Consider the following 20,155-nt stretch of genomic DNA (forward strand, 5'->3'; position numbering starts at 1 on the left):
TAGCCATCCGAAAATTGCGTTCCAATACCAAAAAAATCGTCTTCGCTGACAGATTGACAGCGCCTACGCTTTCCGATGAGCCAGCGGTTGGTATGTGAGACGCATTTTAAGTAATATTGCACTATCCAAAATTTTTTCGAAAAAAATGAAATTAGCCAAAGCCCCTTTATTAGTCATTTTGTTTGCGGTCTGTCTGTCAGCCTGCGCTCCCAGTACCGTTCCCTTCACCAACTTCACCGTCTTTACCGAGGATTTGCGTGGTACTTTGGAAAGTGCGGGTATACCGCTGGCCAAGGTGCAGTTCTATAACGATAAGCCCATTACGATTAAGCGGCAGGGCACTAACGCCAACGACATCAGCGTAGACGCCGAGGGGCAGATCAGCATTCAGAACGGTAAGACCGTACAGACGATCAACGTGCGGCCTTTCACGCCGGGAGTGGTGATGAGCAGCACAGCGGGTTCGATCAATGTTTCTTTTGACGATACCCAGAAAGACAAGCAGGGAATGCACTTCATTCTGCAGGGCAATCAATACTACATCGAGACGATGGACGGGAACAAATTCAGCTATAACGGAAATGTATTCGATATTCCGGCAGGTACCGGCTCCCGGTTGTTCGTCAGCAAAGATTTACTGAATCAGGTCAACCGTCAGAACGAGACGCAAAAAGGCCGTCGCGTTGGGGGAGGGCAGTAGTCACTGCTTTCTGAAGTACCTTATCGTTTCGCCATAACCCAGGCCCATCGCGAGTCCCCGCACGGCCTGGGTTATTCTTTTGACTTTGGTTTCGGAAGTTTTGGCACTCTCAACCCATTTGGAAAAGTAGTTCTGGTGGCCTTTGGGCAGGGAATTGAAAAATTCCAGGGCGGCTGGTTCGTCTTCCAGGCATATAACCAAATCTTCCGATACTGGTATTGGGGAGTCGTCGAGCTCAAACGCCAATTTTACCCTGGCCCCTTCGCGTTTACGAATGGAACGACGCATCCCGGCGTTGGTCGGCAGGATAAAGGTACCATCCCCCATCGGAATCAGGGCCGTTTGTATTATACCAAGGTCATCGACTTTTCCCTTTACCCGGAAGGAGGTTTTTATACCGGGATTAAGGGATTCGGTCACGTTTACGGGTATTGCAATAAATATCCAGCCAGACTTCTCGCCTTTTTCTTCAAACTTCTGCAGAGTGGCTTCAAATGAAATCATTGTTTAGGTCAGCTTGGCGGGCCAGCCACACCGGGGAGGGGCTGGGGGGTTTGGAAACAGCATGAAACTACAAAGATTTTTCATCATTTCGCAACAGCACAAAGTGAAGAAATATATATCTTTACTCCATACTCTTATCTTCCTGATCATGAAAATAGTACCTGTTTCTCTGGTGTTGGGTGTGCTGTCGATTTTGTGGTCCTGCCAACAAAATGAACAAGCTGAAAACCATCAGGAAGAAATGAGAACGGTAGAAGGTGTTCCGGCCTTGCCAGATCAGAACTTTAAAGTAGATGCGGAAGCCCTTTTGAAGGATTATTTGACCTGGTATGGCTACCACTACCGAACCATTCATCTAGCCCAGGATTTTACGGCACTCGACACGGATTCGACCCAATTATCGAAACAGGATTTTCTAACAAAATTAGCCACCGGAAACTACATCGCGCTCAAAACGAAAGTGAAGGCTGGGGTACCAGTTTATACCCTGTACAAATCATTCCGTAACGATCCCAGTGTGCAACGGACAATCAAAAACCTGGCTTCCATCGAATTGAAAAACCTGAGTTGGGAAGGGGAACAAATGCCAGCGTTCAGCTTCACGGATTTAGAGGGGAACGTGTACGACAATAATTCGACCAAAGGGAAAGTACTGGTATTGAAATGCTGGTTCATTGGCTGTGTGGCGTGCGTGAAAGAGTTTCCGGAGTTGAATCTGCTTGTGGATGAATACCGGGCAAATCCCGACATTCAATTCGTAAGTTTGGCATCCGACACCAAACCGCAACTGGAATCATTTTTGACAAAGAAGCCCTTCAAATATGCCACGGTATCGGATCAGGCTATATTCATGGAGAAGGAGTTGTCGATCAAGATGTATCCTACGCACCTCTTGATCAACAAAGAGGGAAAAATCGTAAAAGTCGTTAACCATGCAAACGATTTGATCCCTGCCCTCAGAAAAGAAACGGAAAAAGCTGCTTTATACTAGCGTCTACTCGGGATTGTAAACTACTGCATTCGCCAGAATCCGTGCGTAGGTAGGGTCTTCGAAATCCTGCGCATAGTGTCCGGCCTGGCTATAAAATACCCAGCCTTTTCCGGTGTTCATGCACCATGCCGACCGGTCCTGCGTCCATTCCCTGCCCTCCGGATCCGTGAATTTGAAACCGAGCAAAAGCGTGCGGGGAGTTACCAGGTGATGATTCATGTAGACTTCGGTTTTGGGAAAATTGAAGCCGGCAAGTTTTTTGGGCTTTGAAGTACCTTCCGGCTGGTACTTGATTTTTTTGGGATAAACTACCTTGTGTGTAGTGATGAAGTGGCTGGGGGCCAGGTTGACGATGTCCATATTCATATCGTCGATGTACTTGTAAGCGGGGGCCGTCTGGTTCGCCAGGGGTAGTTCCAGGCCCAGGAACGAAAACCAATCCTTATTCTTCCTTTTGCCTGAACTGATGGTGTGGTGCAGCAAGATGAGTTTTCCACCGGCTTTGGCGTATTGTATGAAAGCCTCCTCGGGCCCCGCATCCAGATCTTTGTGAATGTATACCACCACCGCCTGGAAACCTGACAAATCGTTTGGCAATTCTTTCTGAGAAATAATCTGGGAAGAGAGGCCTTCCATTTGTTTTAAAGATTTGGCAAGTACCTCCATCGCGGGAAATTCGTCGGCGACCATCAGGATTTCCTGGGCCATCAGGTGCACAGAGGTAAGTGCCACAAAGGCGAAAGTGATTAGCGTTTTCTTCAAAATCATGGGATAGGGGAACTTAGTAAAAATTATGAGTGCGGTTGTTTAGAATACATAATTGAATATGAATCAATTATGTAGAAAGCAAGACCTACATTTTCAGCCTGAAACTTCTCTGGTTGCCGAAACCTTTTAGTTCAATACTGTTCTTGTAAAGATTTAGGATGGCATAAGAACTTATTTCAGTATCGACCATCCCAAAGACGGTCACATAATGTACTCCATCTTGAAAGTGATAACTACCCGCATGGTTGTGGCCGTTGATGTAGGCGACTACACTCGGATTTTGCTGGATGATAGTCAAAATTTCTTCTCCGTTCCACAAATTGTGGGAATCCTCTTCGGGTAGTAAAGGCATGTGGGCAAAAAGAATCACCTTCTGGCCGGCCGATTCGGCCAAAGCCAACTCACTTTTGAGCCATTCCTGCTGGGCTCGCCCAATGGCGCTGTTCCACGCATAATGGTTGGGTTGGCCCTGGGTACTTTGGTAGTAGCCATCTACATCATCGAGCGGGTAGTTATGGAAAGGGTTGGAGAAAAAGGCGTAATCAGTCGCGTCTAACACAATGAAACGCCAGCCTTTCCTGGTGTAGGAGTAGTAAAAGGCGGGCATGGACAAGCGGTCCAGCAACTGGGGCATGTGAGTCGAGTCTATTGAAAAATCGTGATTGCCCAAGGAGTGGTAGTTTTCGATGTGTGGGTCCAGGCGTCGGTACACCGGAAGAATCGAATCGTAGCTTTCCCATTTCGTATCGATTACATCACCAAGCGTTTGTACAAAATCTACCTTATAATGATTGAAAGTATCGACTGCCTCTTTCAGCTTCCAGACCGACTCGCGGTAGTAGCGCTTACCAGCGGTGGGCTGATCGGCGTATTGAGGATCGGCTACCAAACCCAGGCTTACTATCGGCTTGTTGGCGGTACAGGCAGCAAATACCAGTGCGGAGGCAAGCACCAGGATGACTTTTAAATATTTCACGACTAATCGGGTTAAACTCCTGAACAAACTACTTGATTTTCTCCCGCGTCCGTAAATACCCCACTAAATCCGTGACCTCCTGATCTGACAGTGGCTCCAAAAGTCCGGTCGGCATCATGGAAGTGGGCGTTACCTCCCGCGACTGGACGTCCGACTTGTTAAGTACCACGGCATCCTGCCCCACCACGCGCAACGTTAGTTGACGGTCGGTTTCCTTGGCGACGTTGCCCACGTAAGTACGGCCGTCGCGGGTCGTGACAACCACCATTTTGTAGTCGTCCTGAATTTCGCCGCTGGGATCGAGGATGTTGCCCAGCAGGTAGTCCACATTCGTGCGGTTGGAGCCCGTGAGGTCGGGGCCAATGACGCCACCTTCGCCGTAGAGCGTGTGGCAGGGACCGCAGGTACTTTTGAAAATGAGTTTTCCCTTTGCCAAATCGGCGGTTGCCAGCGTTTTGTCTGTCAGTAGATTCCGGTACTTAGTATAGGCTTTCTCGTCGAAAGCCACATGGTCGATGGGACCCCAGACTTCCACAAAGCCGCTACCCACCACGCGGCGTAATTGCCGCGCGATGTAGGCCGGAATGTCCCTTTTAGGTATTCTTTGTTTGGCAATCGCCTGGGTCAGCAGCCAACCGTACTTGGGCCGGGAGGCTAAGGTCTGGACGGCTTCGGCTTTCTCCGCTGGACTGAGCGAAGGGTAGCGTTCGAGCAGCAACTTACCCAGGGGTTCGTCGTCATAACTGGCAATGGCCCGGATGGCTTCCTGGCGCAGTGACGGTTCGTTTAATAAGGCGGGTAGTTCGGCGGCCAGCTCAGGCCGTTGGCGCCGACTCAGGGCTTGCAGCGCCTTGGAGCGTTCCGCGGCAGGAGCTTTTCGATTTTTCAAAACTACCAGCTGATTTTTCGCTGCCTCGGTGTCGCCGAAGTGTTGGTTAATTTCCCGAGCTACCTGAGCACTAGCATCATTGTTTTTAATGAGTTTAGGATAAAGGTTTTTCCACTCGATTGGTGCTTTCATGTCGTACCTGCCTTCCAGTGCATCCCGTATTCCGTAGAGTAGGTGTAGCTTGTTGGGCGGCGATAGGTCCAGAATGACAAAGAGCGACGAGAGTGCCGAGGTAGTGTCGGCATCCACGGCCCGGCGGGCCATAAGCTGCGTGACTATCGGAATTTTGGATCGGGTAGCCATTTCCAGCGCACGGTAGGAAAGACCTTTGCCCGCGGCTACCAACGGTTCCAGGCCGTACCAGATCATTTTAGGGAGGTTATGATCGTTGGCGTCTTCGCCATGGCGTAGCAGTCCTTCTGCAATGGATAGCCGCGCGTGGTAGTCAAGATGTTGCAGGGCAGACGCCAGGTAGAGCCGAACAACGGGCGAGGCGTCTTCTCTGGCCAGACGGGTGAACTGAGGTATTGCGTCGGAAGGCAAGTCTCCCTCCTGCACCAGCATTTGCACTGCCCAGGCCCGGATGTATGGGTCTTTGTCTGTTAGGGCACGGACCATCTCGTACTTTTGGAATCCACCCGTAGTGTACAGCGTCCACATGGCCCTTAGTCGCCAATCGGAATTCTGCGGGTTTTCAAACATCTTTTTCAGATCAGCGTATACGGTTGGGGAAAGCTGACGCTTGAAGGCCCGATTCTGCAGGATCACCCGTGCCCGGCGGGCATGCCACTCACTGGGGCTGGTTTGAAGGGCTACGAGCTGGGCGTCGGTCATCTTGCCTAAATCCGCATACCGGTCCGGCCAGTTCTTAGCTTGGGATGTTTTAGGCATAATTCGGAAAATACGTCCCGATTCTTTGTTCAGCACGTCGGAGCCACATATGTCGGCATCGTGCCAGTCGAGTACGTACAGACCGCCTTCCGGCCCTACTTCCAGGCTGAATCCAACCCATTGCGCGTTGTTGGCCAGCATAAAGTCGTCGCCGTGGTGGCCAACGAAGCCTGAGCCTTTGGGCTCCAAAACGTCCGAAAGTACCGCGTGTTCATGAATATTAGCCATGAAAATCTTGCCCTTTTCTGCTGCGGGAAAGGCATCTGACTGATAGATCCGTGCCCCGCCGTGGGCGGAGCGATGGCGGTGGTCGGCGATGGTTTTGATGTCGTCATAAATGTAAGGGTTAAAGTGCTGCCCGCCCTGTCGGTGATAAATTCCGCCGGGGATGACGTGCCACAAATGCGGAATCACGCAAGCCGAGATGAACATTTGCCCCCTGGCGTCGAAGTCGATGCCCCAGGGATTGCTGAACCCGTGCGCAACTACCTCGAATTTCTCTTTGGTGGGATGGTAGCGCCATACGCCGCCGTTGATGTCGGTGCCTTCCCCTTCCAGGATATTTTCGGGAAATGGGTCATTGTGGCGGTAAATGCGCCCTTTGCCGTTGGGTTTCCTGATTTTGGACGGCGTGGCGAAGCCCTGCAAACCGTAGAGCCAGCCGTCGGGTCCCCAGTGAAAGCTATTCAGGGTTTCGTGGCGGTCACGGATGCCCCAGCCCGTGAGCCGTACCTCGATATCCTCCACTTCGGCCTTATCGTCGTGGTTTTTGTCGGGCACGAAGAGCAAATTGGGCGGCGCGCCCACGAACACCCCATCGAAACCCACGGCCAGGGCTGCCGGGAAAGCAATGCCTTCCATAAAAACTTTGCGAGAATCGGCTTTGCCATCGCGGTCGGTGTCTTCCAGAATGACGATGCGGCTGTTCCCGTCATTGGAAAAGCCCTTGCCTCGATTTTCGTAATCCCGGTTTTCGGCCACCCACAGTCGGCCCCGATCATCCCAGCAGAATGCCATCGGCTGCGTCACCATCGGCTCGCCCGCCCAGGCGTTCACCTGAAACCCGTCCTTGATGGTCATGGCTACCACAGCTTCGTCGGGACTCAGAAACTTAGCGTCGCGGCCTTCCTGCCGGGCCAGGTTCCAAAGGTCGGCGGTGGAGTAAGTACCTGCCTTACCCGTGAATTTTTCCCAGTGCCGGGTCAGCTCTACATCGTTGAGCTCGCCGGTATAGACCACAATCCCGTGACGGATTGTCTCGGTTTCGCCTTTTTTGATCGTCCAATCGCCACTACGGGCGCGGGCCGGACCGATGCCGAGTTGGCCGTCCACCCGCCAGGGCTGCGGATATCCTTTATTGGAAGGATGATCGAAAATAGCGACGTGAGCCAGATCCTTACGGCCTTCCACCTGCATACCGGCATCCACCCACATCGCACGCTGGCCTTCGGCTTTCTCGTTGCGCTGCCGGGCGGCATTAACTACCTCGCCTTTGATGCCATCCTTCCACGGCATCCGCAGAAAGAGCCCGCCGTAGTCGTATTTTCCGATGGTCACGTCGGTTTTAGCTTCGCCATTCCAGGTCAAATCCAGGAAGTACTTGCCATCCTCCTCGCGCATCGTCCAGGTTTGGGTTTCAGTGAGCGTGGCATGTCCAGTCGAGTCCAGAAGGTCATACACGGTCTGCCATTTCACTTCCTCGCCTTTGCCTTCCAGTACTTTGGCCGATACTCGACGCCAGTAGCCATCGGTGGGATGGTGAAAATAGTCGCGGCCATTCACGCGGGTGAAGCCCCAGTATAGCCCGGTCTGGTGCTTGTGGTGGCCGGGGCTGTATTCTGTAAGCAGCCCTTTGCCATCCGGCGCGATGATGGGGTGGAGGTAGGGCCGGAAGTCGGCCCTGGCAACCTGGGTGACGATGGGCTTGGCTTCGCCCTGACGAAAGATTCCGATTGTACCCGCCGCCTCATCCTGCCGGATTGTAAGCATCGTTTCAGATGGGGCAAGAACGATTGGCGTTTCAGAACCGGAAAAATCAAGGAAATAGCCGGTTGCGGTCAAGAGGAAGGCAAGGAGGACAAGTAAGCGCATAGCAGAGGTACTTTTGTGAATAAAAGTATTCTGATAGAGCTATTTACCCGCTATTAGTTGACTTCGACTTGATTCACTGCGAGGTGTGAACTTTTTGGAAAAACTCGGGTAGGAGCCATTGAGCACGCATTTAGCAAAGGTCGATCTAGGAGATTGTACTGAAAAACGGCCAATGGTTGGTTTCCATTGGCCGTTCTCTATTTCATCGGATACACAGGATCTGTGCCCGGGATAGGATCGGGGTCAAGTTCAGGAATACCCGGATCAACCGGGTCGCGCTCGGGAGCCGGATCGAGGTCGGGCGTTTCGGAAGGCGGATTTGTTATAGGGTTCTCATCCGGCACGACGGGCTGTGGCGTATCGGGTAGGTTGGGCTGGGCAGGCGTCTCGGGCGGGCCGACCGGCGGCGTTATGTCGGGCGTCGGCACACCTCCGGGCGTCGGTACGCCGGGTGCGGGTATATTGGAATTCTGGTCGTAAATCATAGCAGTTAAGGTTGGTGGTTGAAAATCGTTTGAAACAACGTTCGCGAAAAAACCATGCCCTCTATTTATTTACCTGTTTAAATTCCCAGCGTTCTCCCTCTTCCCAGTCTTTTACAGAGTTGCCATAGGTAGGATAGCCACCATTTTCTTTCAGCATCCTGGCAAGATGGAGCAGATTATAGGTCATAAACGTTGTATTACGATTGGTGAAACTGTTGTCAAGGGCATGGGCCTTTTGGTCAAGATAGCTTGGCCCTGGTCCCACTTCACCGATCCAGCCACAGTCGGCCTGAGGTGGGATGCTGTATCCGACATGCTGCATGGCATAAAGTACCCCCATCGCGCAATGCTTAATGCCGTCTTCATTGCCCGTGATGACACAGCCACCTACTTTGCCATAATACACGTATTGTCCCTTATCGTTACGCATTGCGCTCATGGCGTATAGCCGCTCAATGAGTTGCGTTGCCACCGAGGATCTTTCACCTAACCATATCGGCGTGCCGATTACCAGAATATCGGCGGCCTTTACTTTCTCATAGATTTTCGGCCAGTCATCGGTCTCGATTCCCGAGTCTTCCACTTCGGTCATGTCGGGCTGCACACCGGGGGCTATGTCGTAGTCCACAAGCCGGAGCAGCTCAGTGCCGACACCCTCCGCATCCATGATGTGGCGCGATACTTCCATCAGACCGGCGGTGTGACTTTGCCGGGGGGATTTTTTGAGGGTACAATTGATATACAATGCTTTCAGCCCGGAAAAATTGGGCGCTTTGGACTCAGACATGGTTGGTGTTTCGGGTCTGGTGTAAATCTCAGATTTCTCCAAGATAGCGATTGTATCTTTTATACGAAAATAGGCACACCAGCTCATAGCTATTTTTGACTATAAGTCACTTCGTAAAGGCTTACTCAGATTAAGTCACTTGGGGGCTGGTCACCCCGGTAGGTCAAAACTTGATGCTGGCGTGGGATAATTATTCATGAAAAATCGGAGAGTATAAATCCATGTTTCTAATATTGGAAATTGGAAAAATTATATTTAATGTGTTTTATAAAATAAATTTTCACGCTTTGAAAAATATATTTTAAAATTTTCATGCTTTGCGATACTTAATAATTAACAAATGCATAACATTGAAATAAAATTATGAAATGTAGGCATTCAGCCAAATGAAACAAAGTCCCAGAAATATGAATATTGTAGGTACTTATCACTATTTAAGGGCAATGAAATGAATTTTGTGTTTTAAAGAAACTTCTAATTATACAATTTTTAAAACTACATTTTTATGAAAAAAACGTTTGCATTCATTTACCTGCTGGCGGGCGTATTACTTATAGCAACGTCCCATGCGCAGTCTCAGGATTATTCCCTTTCGGGTAAGATTGTTTCGAAAACGGATGGTGCCGGACTACCGGGCGCCAGTGTGCTGATTAAAGGCACCAACCGTGGGACCAGTGCCAATTCCGATGGAGATTTTACATTGATGGTTTCGCCCAATTCGACGCTCGTCGTATCTTTTATCGGATACGTTTCGCAGGAGATCCCCGTCGCGGGAAAGAAAACGCTGGAAATCACGCTAGCGGATGATGCCGCGCAACTCAGCGAAATCGTCGTAACTGCTTTGGGTATTTCCCGGGAGAAAAAGGCGCTGGGCTATTCGGTGCAGGAAATACAAGGTACGCAACTGACCCAGGCCCGCGAAACCAATATCGTGAATGCCCTCACCGGAAAAATCGCCGGGGTACAGGTCACGGGCTCCAATGGTGCACCGGGCGCTTCGTCGCGGATGATTATCCGGGGTTCCAGTTCCATAGGCAGCAACAACCAACCGCTGTTCGTAGTGGATGGCATGCCGATTGACAACGGCAACTACGGCTCCGGAACGGGCGTAGACTATGGCAACGGCGCAGCTTCCCTCAACCCGGATGACATTGAAAACATCAGCGTGCTGAAAGGCCCCAGCGCGGCGGCCCTTTATGGCTCGCGCGGTGCCAATGGCGTGGTGCTGGTTACCACAAAAAGCGGCAAGGGCAGTAAGGGGATCGGCGTTTCCTTCAATACGAATACCACTTTTGAATCACCATTGAAACTACCTAGCTGGCAGAACGAGTACGGGCAGGGAGCCAAAGGGCTTTTTTCATTCGTAGACGGCACGGGCAAAGGTGTAAACGACGGTGTTGATGAAAGCTGGGGACCAAAACTGGACGGTCGGTTGATTCCGCAGTTCAATTCACCGATTGCTGCTGACGGTACCCGCACACCGACTCCCTGGGTGGCGCATCCTGATAACGTCAACCAGTTTTTCGAAACGGGCCGCACGTTGACCAATAACGTGTCCATCACGGGTGGCAATGAAAACGGCGATTTCCGCCTTTCCTACACTGATCTCAACCAAAAGGGGATTCTGCCAAATACCGACTACAAGCGCCGCACGGTGTCAATTAATGCTGGCTGGAATCTGACTAAGAAACTGAATATCCGGGCCACGGGAAACTACGTGAACGACGGCAGTGACAATCGCTCCAACTGGGGGTTGTACTTCATCTGGTTTGGCCGTCAGGTAGATATGGCGGATTTGGTGAACTACACCGCACCGGGTAGTATTTATCAAAATAACTGGAACAACAACTACTGGACGAATCCCTATTACGTACTGAATAACAGCACCAGAGCCAACGAACGCGACCGACTCTACGGTAACCTGGCTGCTACCTACAAGTTTACCGACTGGCTTTCGCTTACCGCCCGCTCGGGAACTGATTTCTACGAAGATCGTCGCAAAACCAAAGGTGCAGCCCGGAAGGATAATATCAATGGCAACAAGCTCTACGACAGCTATAACGAAGAACAGATTTTCGTGCGCGAGTCAAACTCAGACTTCCTGCTGACGGCCATGCACAAATTCGGTGAGTTCGATATTACAGCCAATTTCGGCGGCAACCATCGGCGCAACTACTACCAGCGCAACTACATGGGGGCTACCGAGCTGGCCATTCCCCGTGTGTGGAACCTGGGCAACTCCCGGCAGCGGCCAGTCGTAGAGAATTCGTTTTCGGAAAAAATCGTGAACAGTGCCTACGCTTCGGCCAACATTGGGTTTAGAAACTACATTTTTGCGGATTTGACGGCACGGAACGACTGGTCGAGTACCCTACCCGCCGGCAATAATTCGTATTTCTATCCTTCGGCTTCGGTGAGCGCGGTACTTACCGACATTTTCCAGGTCGAATCGAATGTACTTTCCTTTGCCAAACTTCGTGCGGGTGCGGCCCGCGTCGGTAACGATACCGACCCTTACCGGACGGCGCAAACCTACGACTACAAAAGTGCCTGGGGAAGTACCCCCACGCTGGCCGAGAGCAACACGCTCCTGAATGCCAATCTGAAGCCCGAGCTGACCAATTCGTTCGAGGTGGGCGCTGAACTGCGTCTCTGGAAAAATCGCGTAGGGCTGGACGTGACGTACTATAAGCAAGATTCTTACAACCAGATCCTGAATGTCAATATTTCGAACGCCACCGGATTTACGTCGAAGCTGTTGAACGCCGGGCGGCTTCAGAACAAGGGCATCGAGGTTCAGTTGCGCGCTACGCCGATCGTTGCGGGAGATTTCAGCTGGGACATTAATCTCAACTGGGCGCAGAACCGCAACAAAGTAGTGGAATTGGCAGAGGGGCTGGACGTCTACCAGTTGAATGGCACAACCAACATTCGGGGGATGGCAGTGGAGGCCCGCGTAGGGCAACCCTACGGTACTTTCTTTGGTCAGGGCTTCCTGCGTGACCCATCCGGCAACATCGTCTATAACAGTGCCGGACTGCCGCAAATCAATCCGGTTCGCCGCATTCTGGGCAATTTTACACCGAAGTGGATTGGTGGTATTCAGAATACATTCAGCTACAAGCGCTTCTCGCTCAGCTCGCTAATTGATATGAAACAAGGTGGAGACATCTTCTCGCAGTCTATCAATATTGGCCGTTTCACGGGTGTACTTGCCGAAACGACCGTTGGTCGGGAAGACGGCATTGTTGGCGAGGGGGTAGTGAACACTGGCACGGCCGAAAGTCCCAACTATGTGCCCAATACGACCAATATTTCGTCCGAGGCCTGGCACCACAGCTATTATGGCCTGACCAACAACGAAACGACGATTTTCGATGGTAGTTACGTGAAATTGAGGGAGGTGAAATTCACCTACATGATTTCCGGCAAACTGGTGAAGAAATTGCCATTCCGGGATCTGGCGCTATCGGTCGTGGGACGCAACCTGGCGATTTTGCACAGCAACGTACCGCATATCGATCCCGAGACGAGCTACTATAACGATGGTAACCTGCAAGGCATCGAAAACGGGCAGATTCCTACGACAAAGTCAGTAGGGTTCAATGTTAGTTTCAAGCTTTAAAAAAGCGGCAAAGCCAAAATCAGAATAAAGTACCAGGTACTTCAAAAACATAAATTTTAATCGCAATGAAATCAACAATTTTTAAAAAAGCGGCTTTATTATCATTGCTGCTTGTAGGCTTCGGTTCGTGTACGAAGGACTTCGAAACAATCAACACCAACCCCAATAACCCGACCTCGGCATCGGCGGACCTCTTTTTGCCGTATGGCATTCAAAGCGCGGTCGATATGTACGTGGGTGGTTCTTTGGGGCAGGATGTCGGTAATCTTTTTGCTCAGCACTGGGCCCGAATCCAGTATACTGACGCTGACCGTTACATCGTGACCAACGACGTTATTTCCAATGGCTGGCGGGATTTCTACGTCGAGCCGCTGGCCAACTACCAGCGCATCATCAAGATTGCGGACGAAACTCAGAACCCTAATTATAAAGCCGTAGCGTTGATCCTGCGCTCCTGGGTGTTCAGTGTGCTGACCGACTTGTACGGCGATATTCCTTACAACGACGCGATCAAAGGAATCGAGGGTACTTTGAAGCCGACCTACGATGCGCAGAAAGACGTGTACGCCGATCTGGTAAAAACCTTGAAGTCGGCTAACGACATGATCGTGCTCAACAACACCAATCTGGCTGTTTCGGGGGATATACTTTTTTCAGGCAATATGCTGAAATGGAAGAAATTTGCCAATTCGCTCAGCCTTCGCATTCTGAATCGCATGAATGGCAAAGTGGACGTTTCCGCAGACATCAATCGGATCCTTGGAGACGCCAGTCAGTATCCGGTACTGGCTTCCAACGCCGATAACGTCCAACTTGCCTATCTGTCCGGTGTGCCCAACAATAACCCGGTAAATGAAAATCGCAAAACCCGCGACGATCACCGGATCAGCGCGACGATCGTGAACAAATTAAAAAGTCTGAACGATGCCCGGCTGGCGGTATATGCCGATTTGCCCGCCGACGGTGGTGAGTACAAAGGAGTACCCAACGGGCTTTCCAATTCCGACGCCAACGCCCTTGGCTTGTCGAAAACCTCCAAAGTTGGGGCTTATTTTACTGCCGCCACCGCGCCGGGTGTCATCATGACCTATGCCGAGTTGCTATTCATCAAAGCTGAACTGGCCAGCAAGGGCATTGCTTCAGCGGGCGATGCTTCTACTAATTACAAAGATGCCATCACAGCGTCCTACAAGCAGTACAACCTCACGCCGACGGCCGAGTATCTGGCGGCCAATGCGCTGAAAAGCGGTGCCGATGGCTACACGCAGATTATGGAGCAAAAGTGGATTGCGCTCTATGGCCAGGGTCTCGAAGCGTGGACCGAATACCGTCGCACAGGGATTCCTGCGTTGAAAGCCCCGGTTTCTAATGCCAACAACGACGTAGTTCCCACGCGCCTGGCATATCCCGGCTCGGAGGAATCGTTGAATTTTGCCAATTTCACGGAGGCGTTGACGCGCCAGGGCGGGCAGAATACGATGCGGTTGAAACTGTGGTTTGCGAAGTAAACTACTGGTTGAAAAGTTGCCAATCCCCCTTATCGGAAAAGATGAGGGGGATTTCTTTTTTACGGTTCTTGCCTGTACATTTTCGTCATCAACGCATAGAGTTCGGGATGCCGATTTTCGAATAGCTCTGGCTGACTGAAAAAATATTCGCTCGCCACACTCAGAAACTCCGCTTCGTTGGTGGCAGCATATGGATTAATGTCCGATTCGTCCTCTTTTATTTTTTCAATTTCCTGATGAACGAGTTGCAGCCAGGGTAGTACGTACTGCTTCTGCATCAGGTTTTCCGGCACACCGTCGGTGCCGCCATCGGCTTTGTCGATCAGGTGGACAAACTCGTGGATGCCGACATTACTTTTGCTTTTTTCGTTTTCAAAACCCTGGTGCAAAGCGGGTAATGAAAGAATCATCAGGCGATTCATAGTGCCGGAACCTACCTGCCCCAAAATATTCCGTGCCTCACCTTCGGTTTGGTAGTCGGCATTGAAGGTGCCTCTGTACAAAAGTACCTCGCTGATGTTCCGGTAGCGCAGCTGCGGGAACCCGAACAACGGAATGACGGCACTGGCTGCCACCAGCAGACGGTCGGTATCATCGATTTCCATTTCGACACCGGTAACGGCCGTTTTCTCAAAGAAATGACTAATTTCCTCTTCGAAGCGCGACCGCTCCGCTGAGCCTAAGTGTTCATAGAAAGACACTTTCTGGGTAAGGATTTTCCTCCAATCTTCCGGAAAATCCGGGGGAATGTCCATCTTTTTTTTCTTTCTGAAAAAGAGCATCCAGATAACAAATCCGAAGATTAAGGCCGAAAAAACGATGAAGAGCCAGTACGTGGACATGGGAATGAAACTGTTGAAATAGAGCAGTAAGATTGATTGCCGGGTAGGGTAGTGGCGAAACGCCCCAAATCACAAATTGAACCAATAGGTCAGCTTGGCGATAATAGCCCGGTTCTTTGCCACAAAGCTATCCGCAAAATAGTTGTCTGAATACACCAGAAAAAAATCCGAAACCGGGCGGAAACGCCATTGCAGCCGGCTGTTTATATTGACGTTGTTACTCAAATTATTGTACTGAAAAAAAGTAGTCCAGAACAGTTTCTTGGAAAAAGTTACGTCCGTGCGGGGCCCAATGAGAAACAGCGTCCCCTTGCCTTCGGAAGTGGTGATGCGGCTGTAACTGAAATTCATCGTCAGATCGCCATACGGCTGGAATCGGTAAAGCAGGAGCCCGGTAAGACTGGCGATGGTACCATTGAAATTTTGTCCGAAAGTACCCTTAATCTCCGTATTTAGCTTTTTTCGGCGGTCGGAACGGAAGTTGAATTGGGCATTCGTGTAGCGGTAGTCGGTTCCGCGTCGTAATGGCTCGTTACCGCTTCGGGTGGGGTCAAAGTCGGTGAAAAGATAGGTGTAAGTACTGGCCACCTGCCAGGTGAGTTGGGCGTAGCTCTGGAAAGTCATGTCTCCCACCAATCCAATAGCCTGATCTGTAATGCCCAAGCCCGGCTTGCGGTATTCCTCGTAGCTGACGCCCACACTGTGGCGGTTGAGGATTTTGTTGTTGGGGTATAAATTTACCTGCGCAATCGGATTGATCCGGTACACGTTCCGGCGCGGCACCACGCCGACCTCGGCCTGAAAATCATCACCGATATAATAGCTATTCCAGGTGATTTGATACCGGTACTTGTTCAATGTCAGAGATGCTCCCGACGCAAACTGATTCTTGCCACCAGTGGGGGTAAACGCTTGATGGTAATAAAATTTCCCCAGCCACTGATTGCTGGCGGAGGCGTGGTTGTATTCCAAACCGGCCACCCGATTGAAGCGGTCACGGCCTGCTGCCGGATTGAAAATTTCCTTGTCGATAAAAAGGCCCGTGATGTTGGAGCGGCTGAACACCTTTTGCTGTACCACCGCCACGGTAGTATTGGCGCTCGAAATACCGCGTTCCTCATCGCGGGCGGTCTGCACATTCAGGAGGCCTACCCGCAGGTTCTTGCTCACTTTGCCGTTGAGCCGCACGCCGGAAAGAATGCGTATGGGCGTGTAGGTTCCGGTGGTGGTGTCCACTTCCAGCCCCACGCGCCGCGAATAAAAGGGCGTGAAATTCTGGTTGCCCATCGAGGAACTGAAAACCTCCTGACTGCCGAAGGTTCCAAAAAGATCAGAGTTTTCCAGAAAAAACTGGCGTTGTTCCGGGAACGAAAGTGAGATATCGAAACGGGTAAGATTCTGTACCTGACGGTCGGCTTCAACGGTAGAGAAATCGGGATTGATCGTAGCATCCAGGATCAATCCCGGCGTGATCCCTACTTTCAGGTCGGCACCCACGGAATTCAGAGGCGTTTTGGCGGTGGGCTCTTTCAGGAAGTCCCGGGCTTGCCCGGCCCGTACGTAAGGAATGATGGCCAGGTTTGCACCCGGCTTACGCAAGGGTTTCTCAAACTCCATCGGTCCTGAAAAAGCCAGATTAAAAATAAGCTGATTCTGGGGGATTCTGACCCAGGTCGACTGCTCATTGTTTTGAGTATCGAAGCGGTAACTCATGAAGTTCCAGGTAGTACCACCGTCGAGATAGCGCAACGTCCTGAACGGGATTTTTAATTCGCAGGTCCAGTAGTTGTCATAAATTTTCGATTCGCCTTCCCACTTATTGTCCCAATATGAATTAAAAAACTGGGTGTCTGAGCCGCCATTGCTGATTAAGGCTTCCCGCATCACACCGTAGGGATTCATGCCGAACAGAAAGGCATTGGTTTTATCCTGGAACGTATCGAACAGAAAGCTTATGTTATCGTTTCCGCCTGCCCGGAAGTCGCGTCGATAGGAAGGGATAATGAACTTGTCGCTCTCGGTATGACACTTGGCTGCCACGTAAAGAAAGTTTTCGTCGTAAGTCATGAATATTTCCGTCTGCCGCTTCGCCACAATGGTATCGACCGGGAAAAATTGCCAGAACTGATCAATGACCCTATGCTGAATCCATTCCGCTTCGTTGAGCTCTCCGTCGATGGTGTATTTGGATGCCGTAGCAGTCAGGTTGAAGGAAGGGGTTGGGTAAGTTTTCTGGGCCCTGGAAGTAAAAGAGAGGGTGCAAATGGTAATAATCCAAAAAAACAGTAGGTAAATTTTTTTCATATGAGGGATACGGCGTAAGAAATTCATCATAACGAGCCTTAGCCAAAAATAGCCTATTTCCCTTAGAATGACCGTATTTTAGTTCTGATTCGCACTGATTTTTAAGATTATTTGTAATGTTGAGCGGTAAATTACGTTAGTTCTACACTAATAAATTAATCTATGCTTTAATGAAAAATACCATAATTTCTGCCTTGTTCCTGCTGGCAATTTCACAGATAATCGCAGGTTGTAATTCAGCCAAGAAAGTACCTTATGACGCCAAATGGAATGCGCCTTTTACTTATGTGGATCAGGGCACGCTCGATGGCCTTGATCAACAGTCGCGGTTGCGGTTTGGAGTGATCAACGATGACCAATTCATGTACATTACCCTCAAAACACGAGATCCGCTGACCACAAAACAAATTCTTACGAATGGGATACGCCTGACGTTCAGTCCTGAAAACAGCCGCGAGGATCGATCTATCTTATTCCCCGTTGTGACTCGTGACGACAAAAAAGCTCTAAGCAAAATGCAGATAGACTTGCCCAATAGCCTTAGCCTGAGCCGGATGATGGAGGCCTTTAATAAGGAAGCCCTCTGGAAGGATAAGCAGGGTGAGCGTTTTATTAACCTGGTCGAAAATCAGGCGGGTATTCGGGCACGCATTGCATTGGATGAAAACCAGGAACTGACTCAGCAATTCAGTATTCCTTTCGCCCAGCTGGGCGTAGACCCCCGGCAGGCCCGGATGATGGAAGTGGGCATCAAGACCGAAGGCAGCGGCAACGGGCTGGGTGGTATTGCTCCGGGCGTAAGCATCGGGATGGGTAGTGGGGGCTTTGGCGGTGGCGGCTTCGGTGGCGGAGGCATCAGCCTCGGTACCGGCGGCGGTCGCAACAATCCAAATGACCGTTCGGTGAACCTCCGGCTGCAGGTTCGTCTGGCGAAGGATAGTTTCCGGGAGGATCTGCGGTAATAAAATACTTAAGACACAAAAAAGGGGCGTACCGAATTGGTACGCCCCTTCAAATTACTCGGGATAAATATTAGATAACTTTTACGTTAACTGCATTTAGACCTTTTTTGCCTTGTTCAACTTCGTAGGACACGCGGTCATTTTCGCGGATGTCGTCGGCCAGGCCGGAAACGTGTACGAAAATGTCTTGACCTCCATCGGATGGGGAAATGAAACCAAATCCTTTGGTGTCATTGAAAAACTTAACTGTTCCTTCTTGCATTGTATTGTTATTATAAGATAAAAATTAGACGACAAAGGAGAGAATTATTGTTTGAAATTCCAAATTATCATTTAACAATTAGGTGACTTTCAGTCGAAATTAATTTATAGTATTTACTCAGTTCTTTGAAAGCCAGTAATTTATGTTCAATGTTAGTCTTTGGGAGAATTAACAAAAATTGAACACTTAAATACTATAATTGCATTTTTACACGCTTAGGCGGCCCTTTCTTACTTCTACTCCACTAGTACCTGACGCCCCGTATCGGCTGATTTTTTGGCTGCTTCCAAAATCTGAACCACTGTCACGTTGATAGGTAGTTCGTAAAGGTCGTTCTGATCCAGAGTCAATTGCCCACGCACAACCTGGGCCAAAACCGAAAAAGGATCTTCATAAGGCGCGGGTCGGGGGTCAAGTTTCAGCGTTTGTTCGGGACTCTTCTCGGCAAGTCGCTGCCGGACGGTGGTGCGATCCACAGCAACAGCGTATCCTTTGGTACCATACACTTCCATATCCTTCCGCCCAAACGTCCAGTTCCAGGAAGCTTGAATGACGCACTGGGCCTTAGGGTATTGCAGGATAATTGTGGCCTCGTCGTCCACTTTGGGATAAATCTCTGGTTTGTTCTGATGCGTAACGGCCGTGACCGAAAGAGGCTTGTCCCCCCGCATCAGCCAGGTCATCAGGTTGGCCCCGTAACAGCCGAAGTCGGTGAGAGCTCCCGCACCGTTTTGTACCGGGTCGGTGAGGAAAGCGAAGAACTCATCGCTTACACCGATCTCACGTGGGCCCTGATGCCCGTCGTTCACCATTACTTTTCGGATTTCCCCCAGCTTCCCGTCGGTGTAGAGTTGCTGTACATGCTGGTTGCTGGAGTACCAGGAAGTCTCATAATTGGTCAGGATTTTTACGTTGTATTTTTTGGCCAGGGCAGCCATTTCCTGCGCGTCTTTGTAGGTAGTTGCCAGCGGCTTTTCTACCATCACATGAATCTTACGCGGCGCGGCGGCGCGAGCGACGGTAATATGCTCGTTAATTGGCCCAAAGGCAGAAACAGCCACCGGTTTGGTTTCGGCCAGCATCTTGTCCAAATCATCGTAGAAGAGCTTTGGGTCCAGATTATATCGTTTGATAAATTTCTCCACCAGAGCTTTGTCTTTTTCGTAAATCCCCACCAATTCGGTGTCTTTTTTCTCTTTTCGGTTGAATACCCAACCTACGTGGCCGTGGCTGAGGCCAGCCACGGCGAGCCGGACGGGCGTTTGGGCAAAGGTTGGGAGGGAAAGGATAGCGAGGAGCAGGATGGCAGGTGTTTTCATGAAAAAAGGAAATTTGCTTTCCTGTAAAAGGTCATGCAGATGGATTAATACTTGCCCGGCCTTGATGCGACATGTATCAACATTCCTTGATATTCAGCTAAAAATCAAAAGCCCACTTAAAAGTCGTTATCCAGGTGGAACTCCCAATCGCTCATGATGCAAAAAGCTGAGGTCAACTTCTTTTTAAAGAAAGAGGTGAAATTTATAGCATCCTGCTTTTATTAGGTAGCAACCTTATTTTTATAATCCAT

Annotated in this window: 15 protein-coding genes; 5 read left to right on the forward strand and 10 right to left on the reverse strand. The window is 50.3% G+C overall.

Going from position 1 to position 20,155, the window contains the following annotated elements:
• The first annotated feature begins 145 nt into the window (after window positions 1–145).
• Complete coding sequence (locus tag IE117_RS17410) at window positions 146–700, forward strand: hypothetical protein (protein WP_189565753.1); 555 nt, start codon at window positions 146–148, stop codon at window positions 698–700.
• Here IE117_RS17410 and IE117_RS17415 read toward each other — a convergent pair whose 3' ends face one another.
• The gene (locus IE117_RS17415) at window positions 701–1,204 is read right to left on the reverse strand and encodes a YdeI/OmpD-associated family protein (protein ID WP_189565754.1); all 504 of its coding nucleotides are present in this window, start codon (window positions 1,202–1,204) and stop codon (window positions 701–703) included. It abuts the gene before it with no gap.
• 148 nt (window positions 1,205–1,352) lie between these two features.
• On the opposite strand from IE117_RS17415, the gene IE117_RS17420 reads away from it, so the two are divergent.
• Window positions 1,353–2,195 carry a TlpA family protein disulfide reductase gene (locus tag IE117_RS17420; protein WP_189565755.1) on the forward strand — a complete coding sequence of 281 codons (843 nt, stop codon included), beginning with the start codon at window positions 1,353–1,355 and terminating at the stop codon, window positions 2,193–2,195.
• A 3-nt stretch (window positions 2,196–2,198) separates the two neighbouring features.
• On the opposite strand, the gene IE117_RS17425 is transcribed toward IE117_RS17420, so the two are convergent.
• From IE117_RS17425 to IE117_RS17445, 5 genes are all read right to left on the reverse strand, one after another.
• Window positions 2,199–2,963: a ThuA domain-containing protein gene (locus tag IE117_RS17425; protein WP_189565756.1), complete on the reverse strand. Its 765-nt coding sequence runs from the start codon at window positions 2,961–2,963 to the stop codon at window positions 2,199–2,201.
• Between the two features lie 85 nt (window positions 2,964–3,048).
• The gene (locus tag IE117_RS17430; RefSeq protein WP_189565757.1) at window positions 3,049–3,939 is read right to left on the reverse strand and encodes a metallophosphoesterase; all 891 of its coding nucleotides are present in this window, start codon (window positions 3,937–3,939) and stop codon (window positions 3,049–3,051) included.
• 28 nt (window positions 3,940–3,967) lie between these two features.
• The gene (locus tag IE117_RS17435; RefSeq protein ID WP_189565758.1) at window positions 3,968–7,810 is read right to left on the reverse strand and encodes a PVC-type heme-binding CxxCH protein; all 3,843 of its coding nucleotides are present in this window, start codon (window positions 7,808–7,810) and stop codon (window positions 3,968–3,970) included.
• A gap of 197 nt (window positions 7,811–8,007) precedes the next feature.
• Window positions 8,008–8,295 (reverse strand): hypothetical protein, encoded by a 288-nt coding sequence (locus tag IE117_RS17440; protein WP_189565759.1) that lies wholly within the window; start codon window positions 8,293–8,295, stop codon window positions 8,008–8,010.
• Between the two features lie 61 nt (window positions 8,296–8,356).
• The gene (locus IE117_RS17445) at window positions 8,357–9,082 is read right to left on the reverse strand and encodes a flavodoxin family protein (protein WP_189565760.1); all 726 of its coding nucleotides are present in this window, start codon (window positions 9,080–9,082) and stop codon (window positions 8,357–8,359) included.
• 505 nt (window positions 9,083–9,587) lie between these two features.
• Between IE117_RS17445 and IE117_RS17450 the strand changes: the two genes are divergently transcribed.
• Both IE117_RS17450 and IE117_RS17455 read left to right on the forward strand, forming a co-directional pair.
• On the forward strand, window positions 9,588–12,707 hold the full coding sequence (locus IE117_RS17450; protein ID WP_189565761.1) for a SusC/RagA family TonB-linked outer membrane protein: 3,120 nt from the start codon (window positions 9,588–9,590) through the stop codon (window positions 12,705–12,707).
• Window positions 12,708–12,772: 65 nt separating this feature from the next.
• Window positions 12,773–14,215, forward strand: a complete 1,443-nt coding sequence (locus tag IE117_RS17455; protein ID WP_189565762.1) for a SusD/RagB family nutrient-binding outer membrane lipoprotein — start codon at window positions 12,773–12,775, stop codon at window positions 14,213–14,215.
• A 59-nt stretch (window positions 14,216–14,274) separates the two neighbouring features.
• On the opposite strand, the gene IE117_RS17460 is transcribed toward IE117_RS17455, so the two are convergent.
• Window positions 14,275–15,057, reverse strand: a complete 783-nt coding sequence (locus IE117_RS17460; protein ID WP_189565763.1) for a M90 family metallopeptidase — start codon at window positions 15,055–15,057, stop codon at window positions 14,275–14,277.
• A gap of 69 nt (window positions 15,058–15,126) precedes the next feature.
• Window positions 15,127–17,361, reverse strand: a complete 2,235-nt coding sequence (locus tag IE117_RS17465; RefSeq protein WP_189565764.1) for a DUF5916 domain-containing protein — start codon at window positions 17,359–17,361, stop codon at window positions 15,127–15,129.
• A gap of 170 nt (window positions 17,362–17,531) precedes the next feature.
• Here IE117_RS17465 and IE117_RS17470 point away from each other — a divergent pair, with 170 nt between their 5' ends.
• Window positions 17,532–18,323, forward strand: coding sequence for a hypothetical protein (locus IE117_RS17470; RefSeq protein ID WP_189565765.1), 792 nt, complete (start codon window positions 17,532–17,534; stop codon window positions 18,321–18,323).
• 70 nt (window positions 18,324–18,393) lie between these two features.
• Here IE117_RS17470 and IE117_RS17475 read toward each other — a convergent pair whose 3' ends face one another.
• Both IE117_RS17475 and IE117_RS17480 read right to left on the reverse strand, forming a co-directional pair.
• Window positions 18,394–18,585: a cold-shock protein gene (locus IE117_RS17475; protein WP_189565766.1), complete on the reverse strand. Its 192-nt coding sequence runs from the start codon at window positions 18,583–18,585 to the stop codon at window positions 18,394–18,396.
• Window positions 18,586–18,821: 236 nt separating this feature from the next.
• Entirely contained in the window at window positions 18,822–19,904 is a 1,083-nt protein-coding gene (locus tag IE117_RS17480; RefSeq protein WP_189565767.1) for a Gfo/Idh/MocA family protein, read from the reverse strand.
• Window positions 19,905–20,155 lie beyond the last annotated feature (251 nt).

Origin of the sequence: Persicitalea jodogahamensis (genome assembly GCF_014651615.1) — a bacterium.
Taxonomy (GTDB): domain Bacteria; phylum Bacteroidota; class Bacteroidia; order Cytophagales; family Spirosomataceae; genus Persicitalea; species Persicitalea jodogahamensis.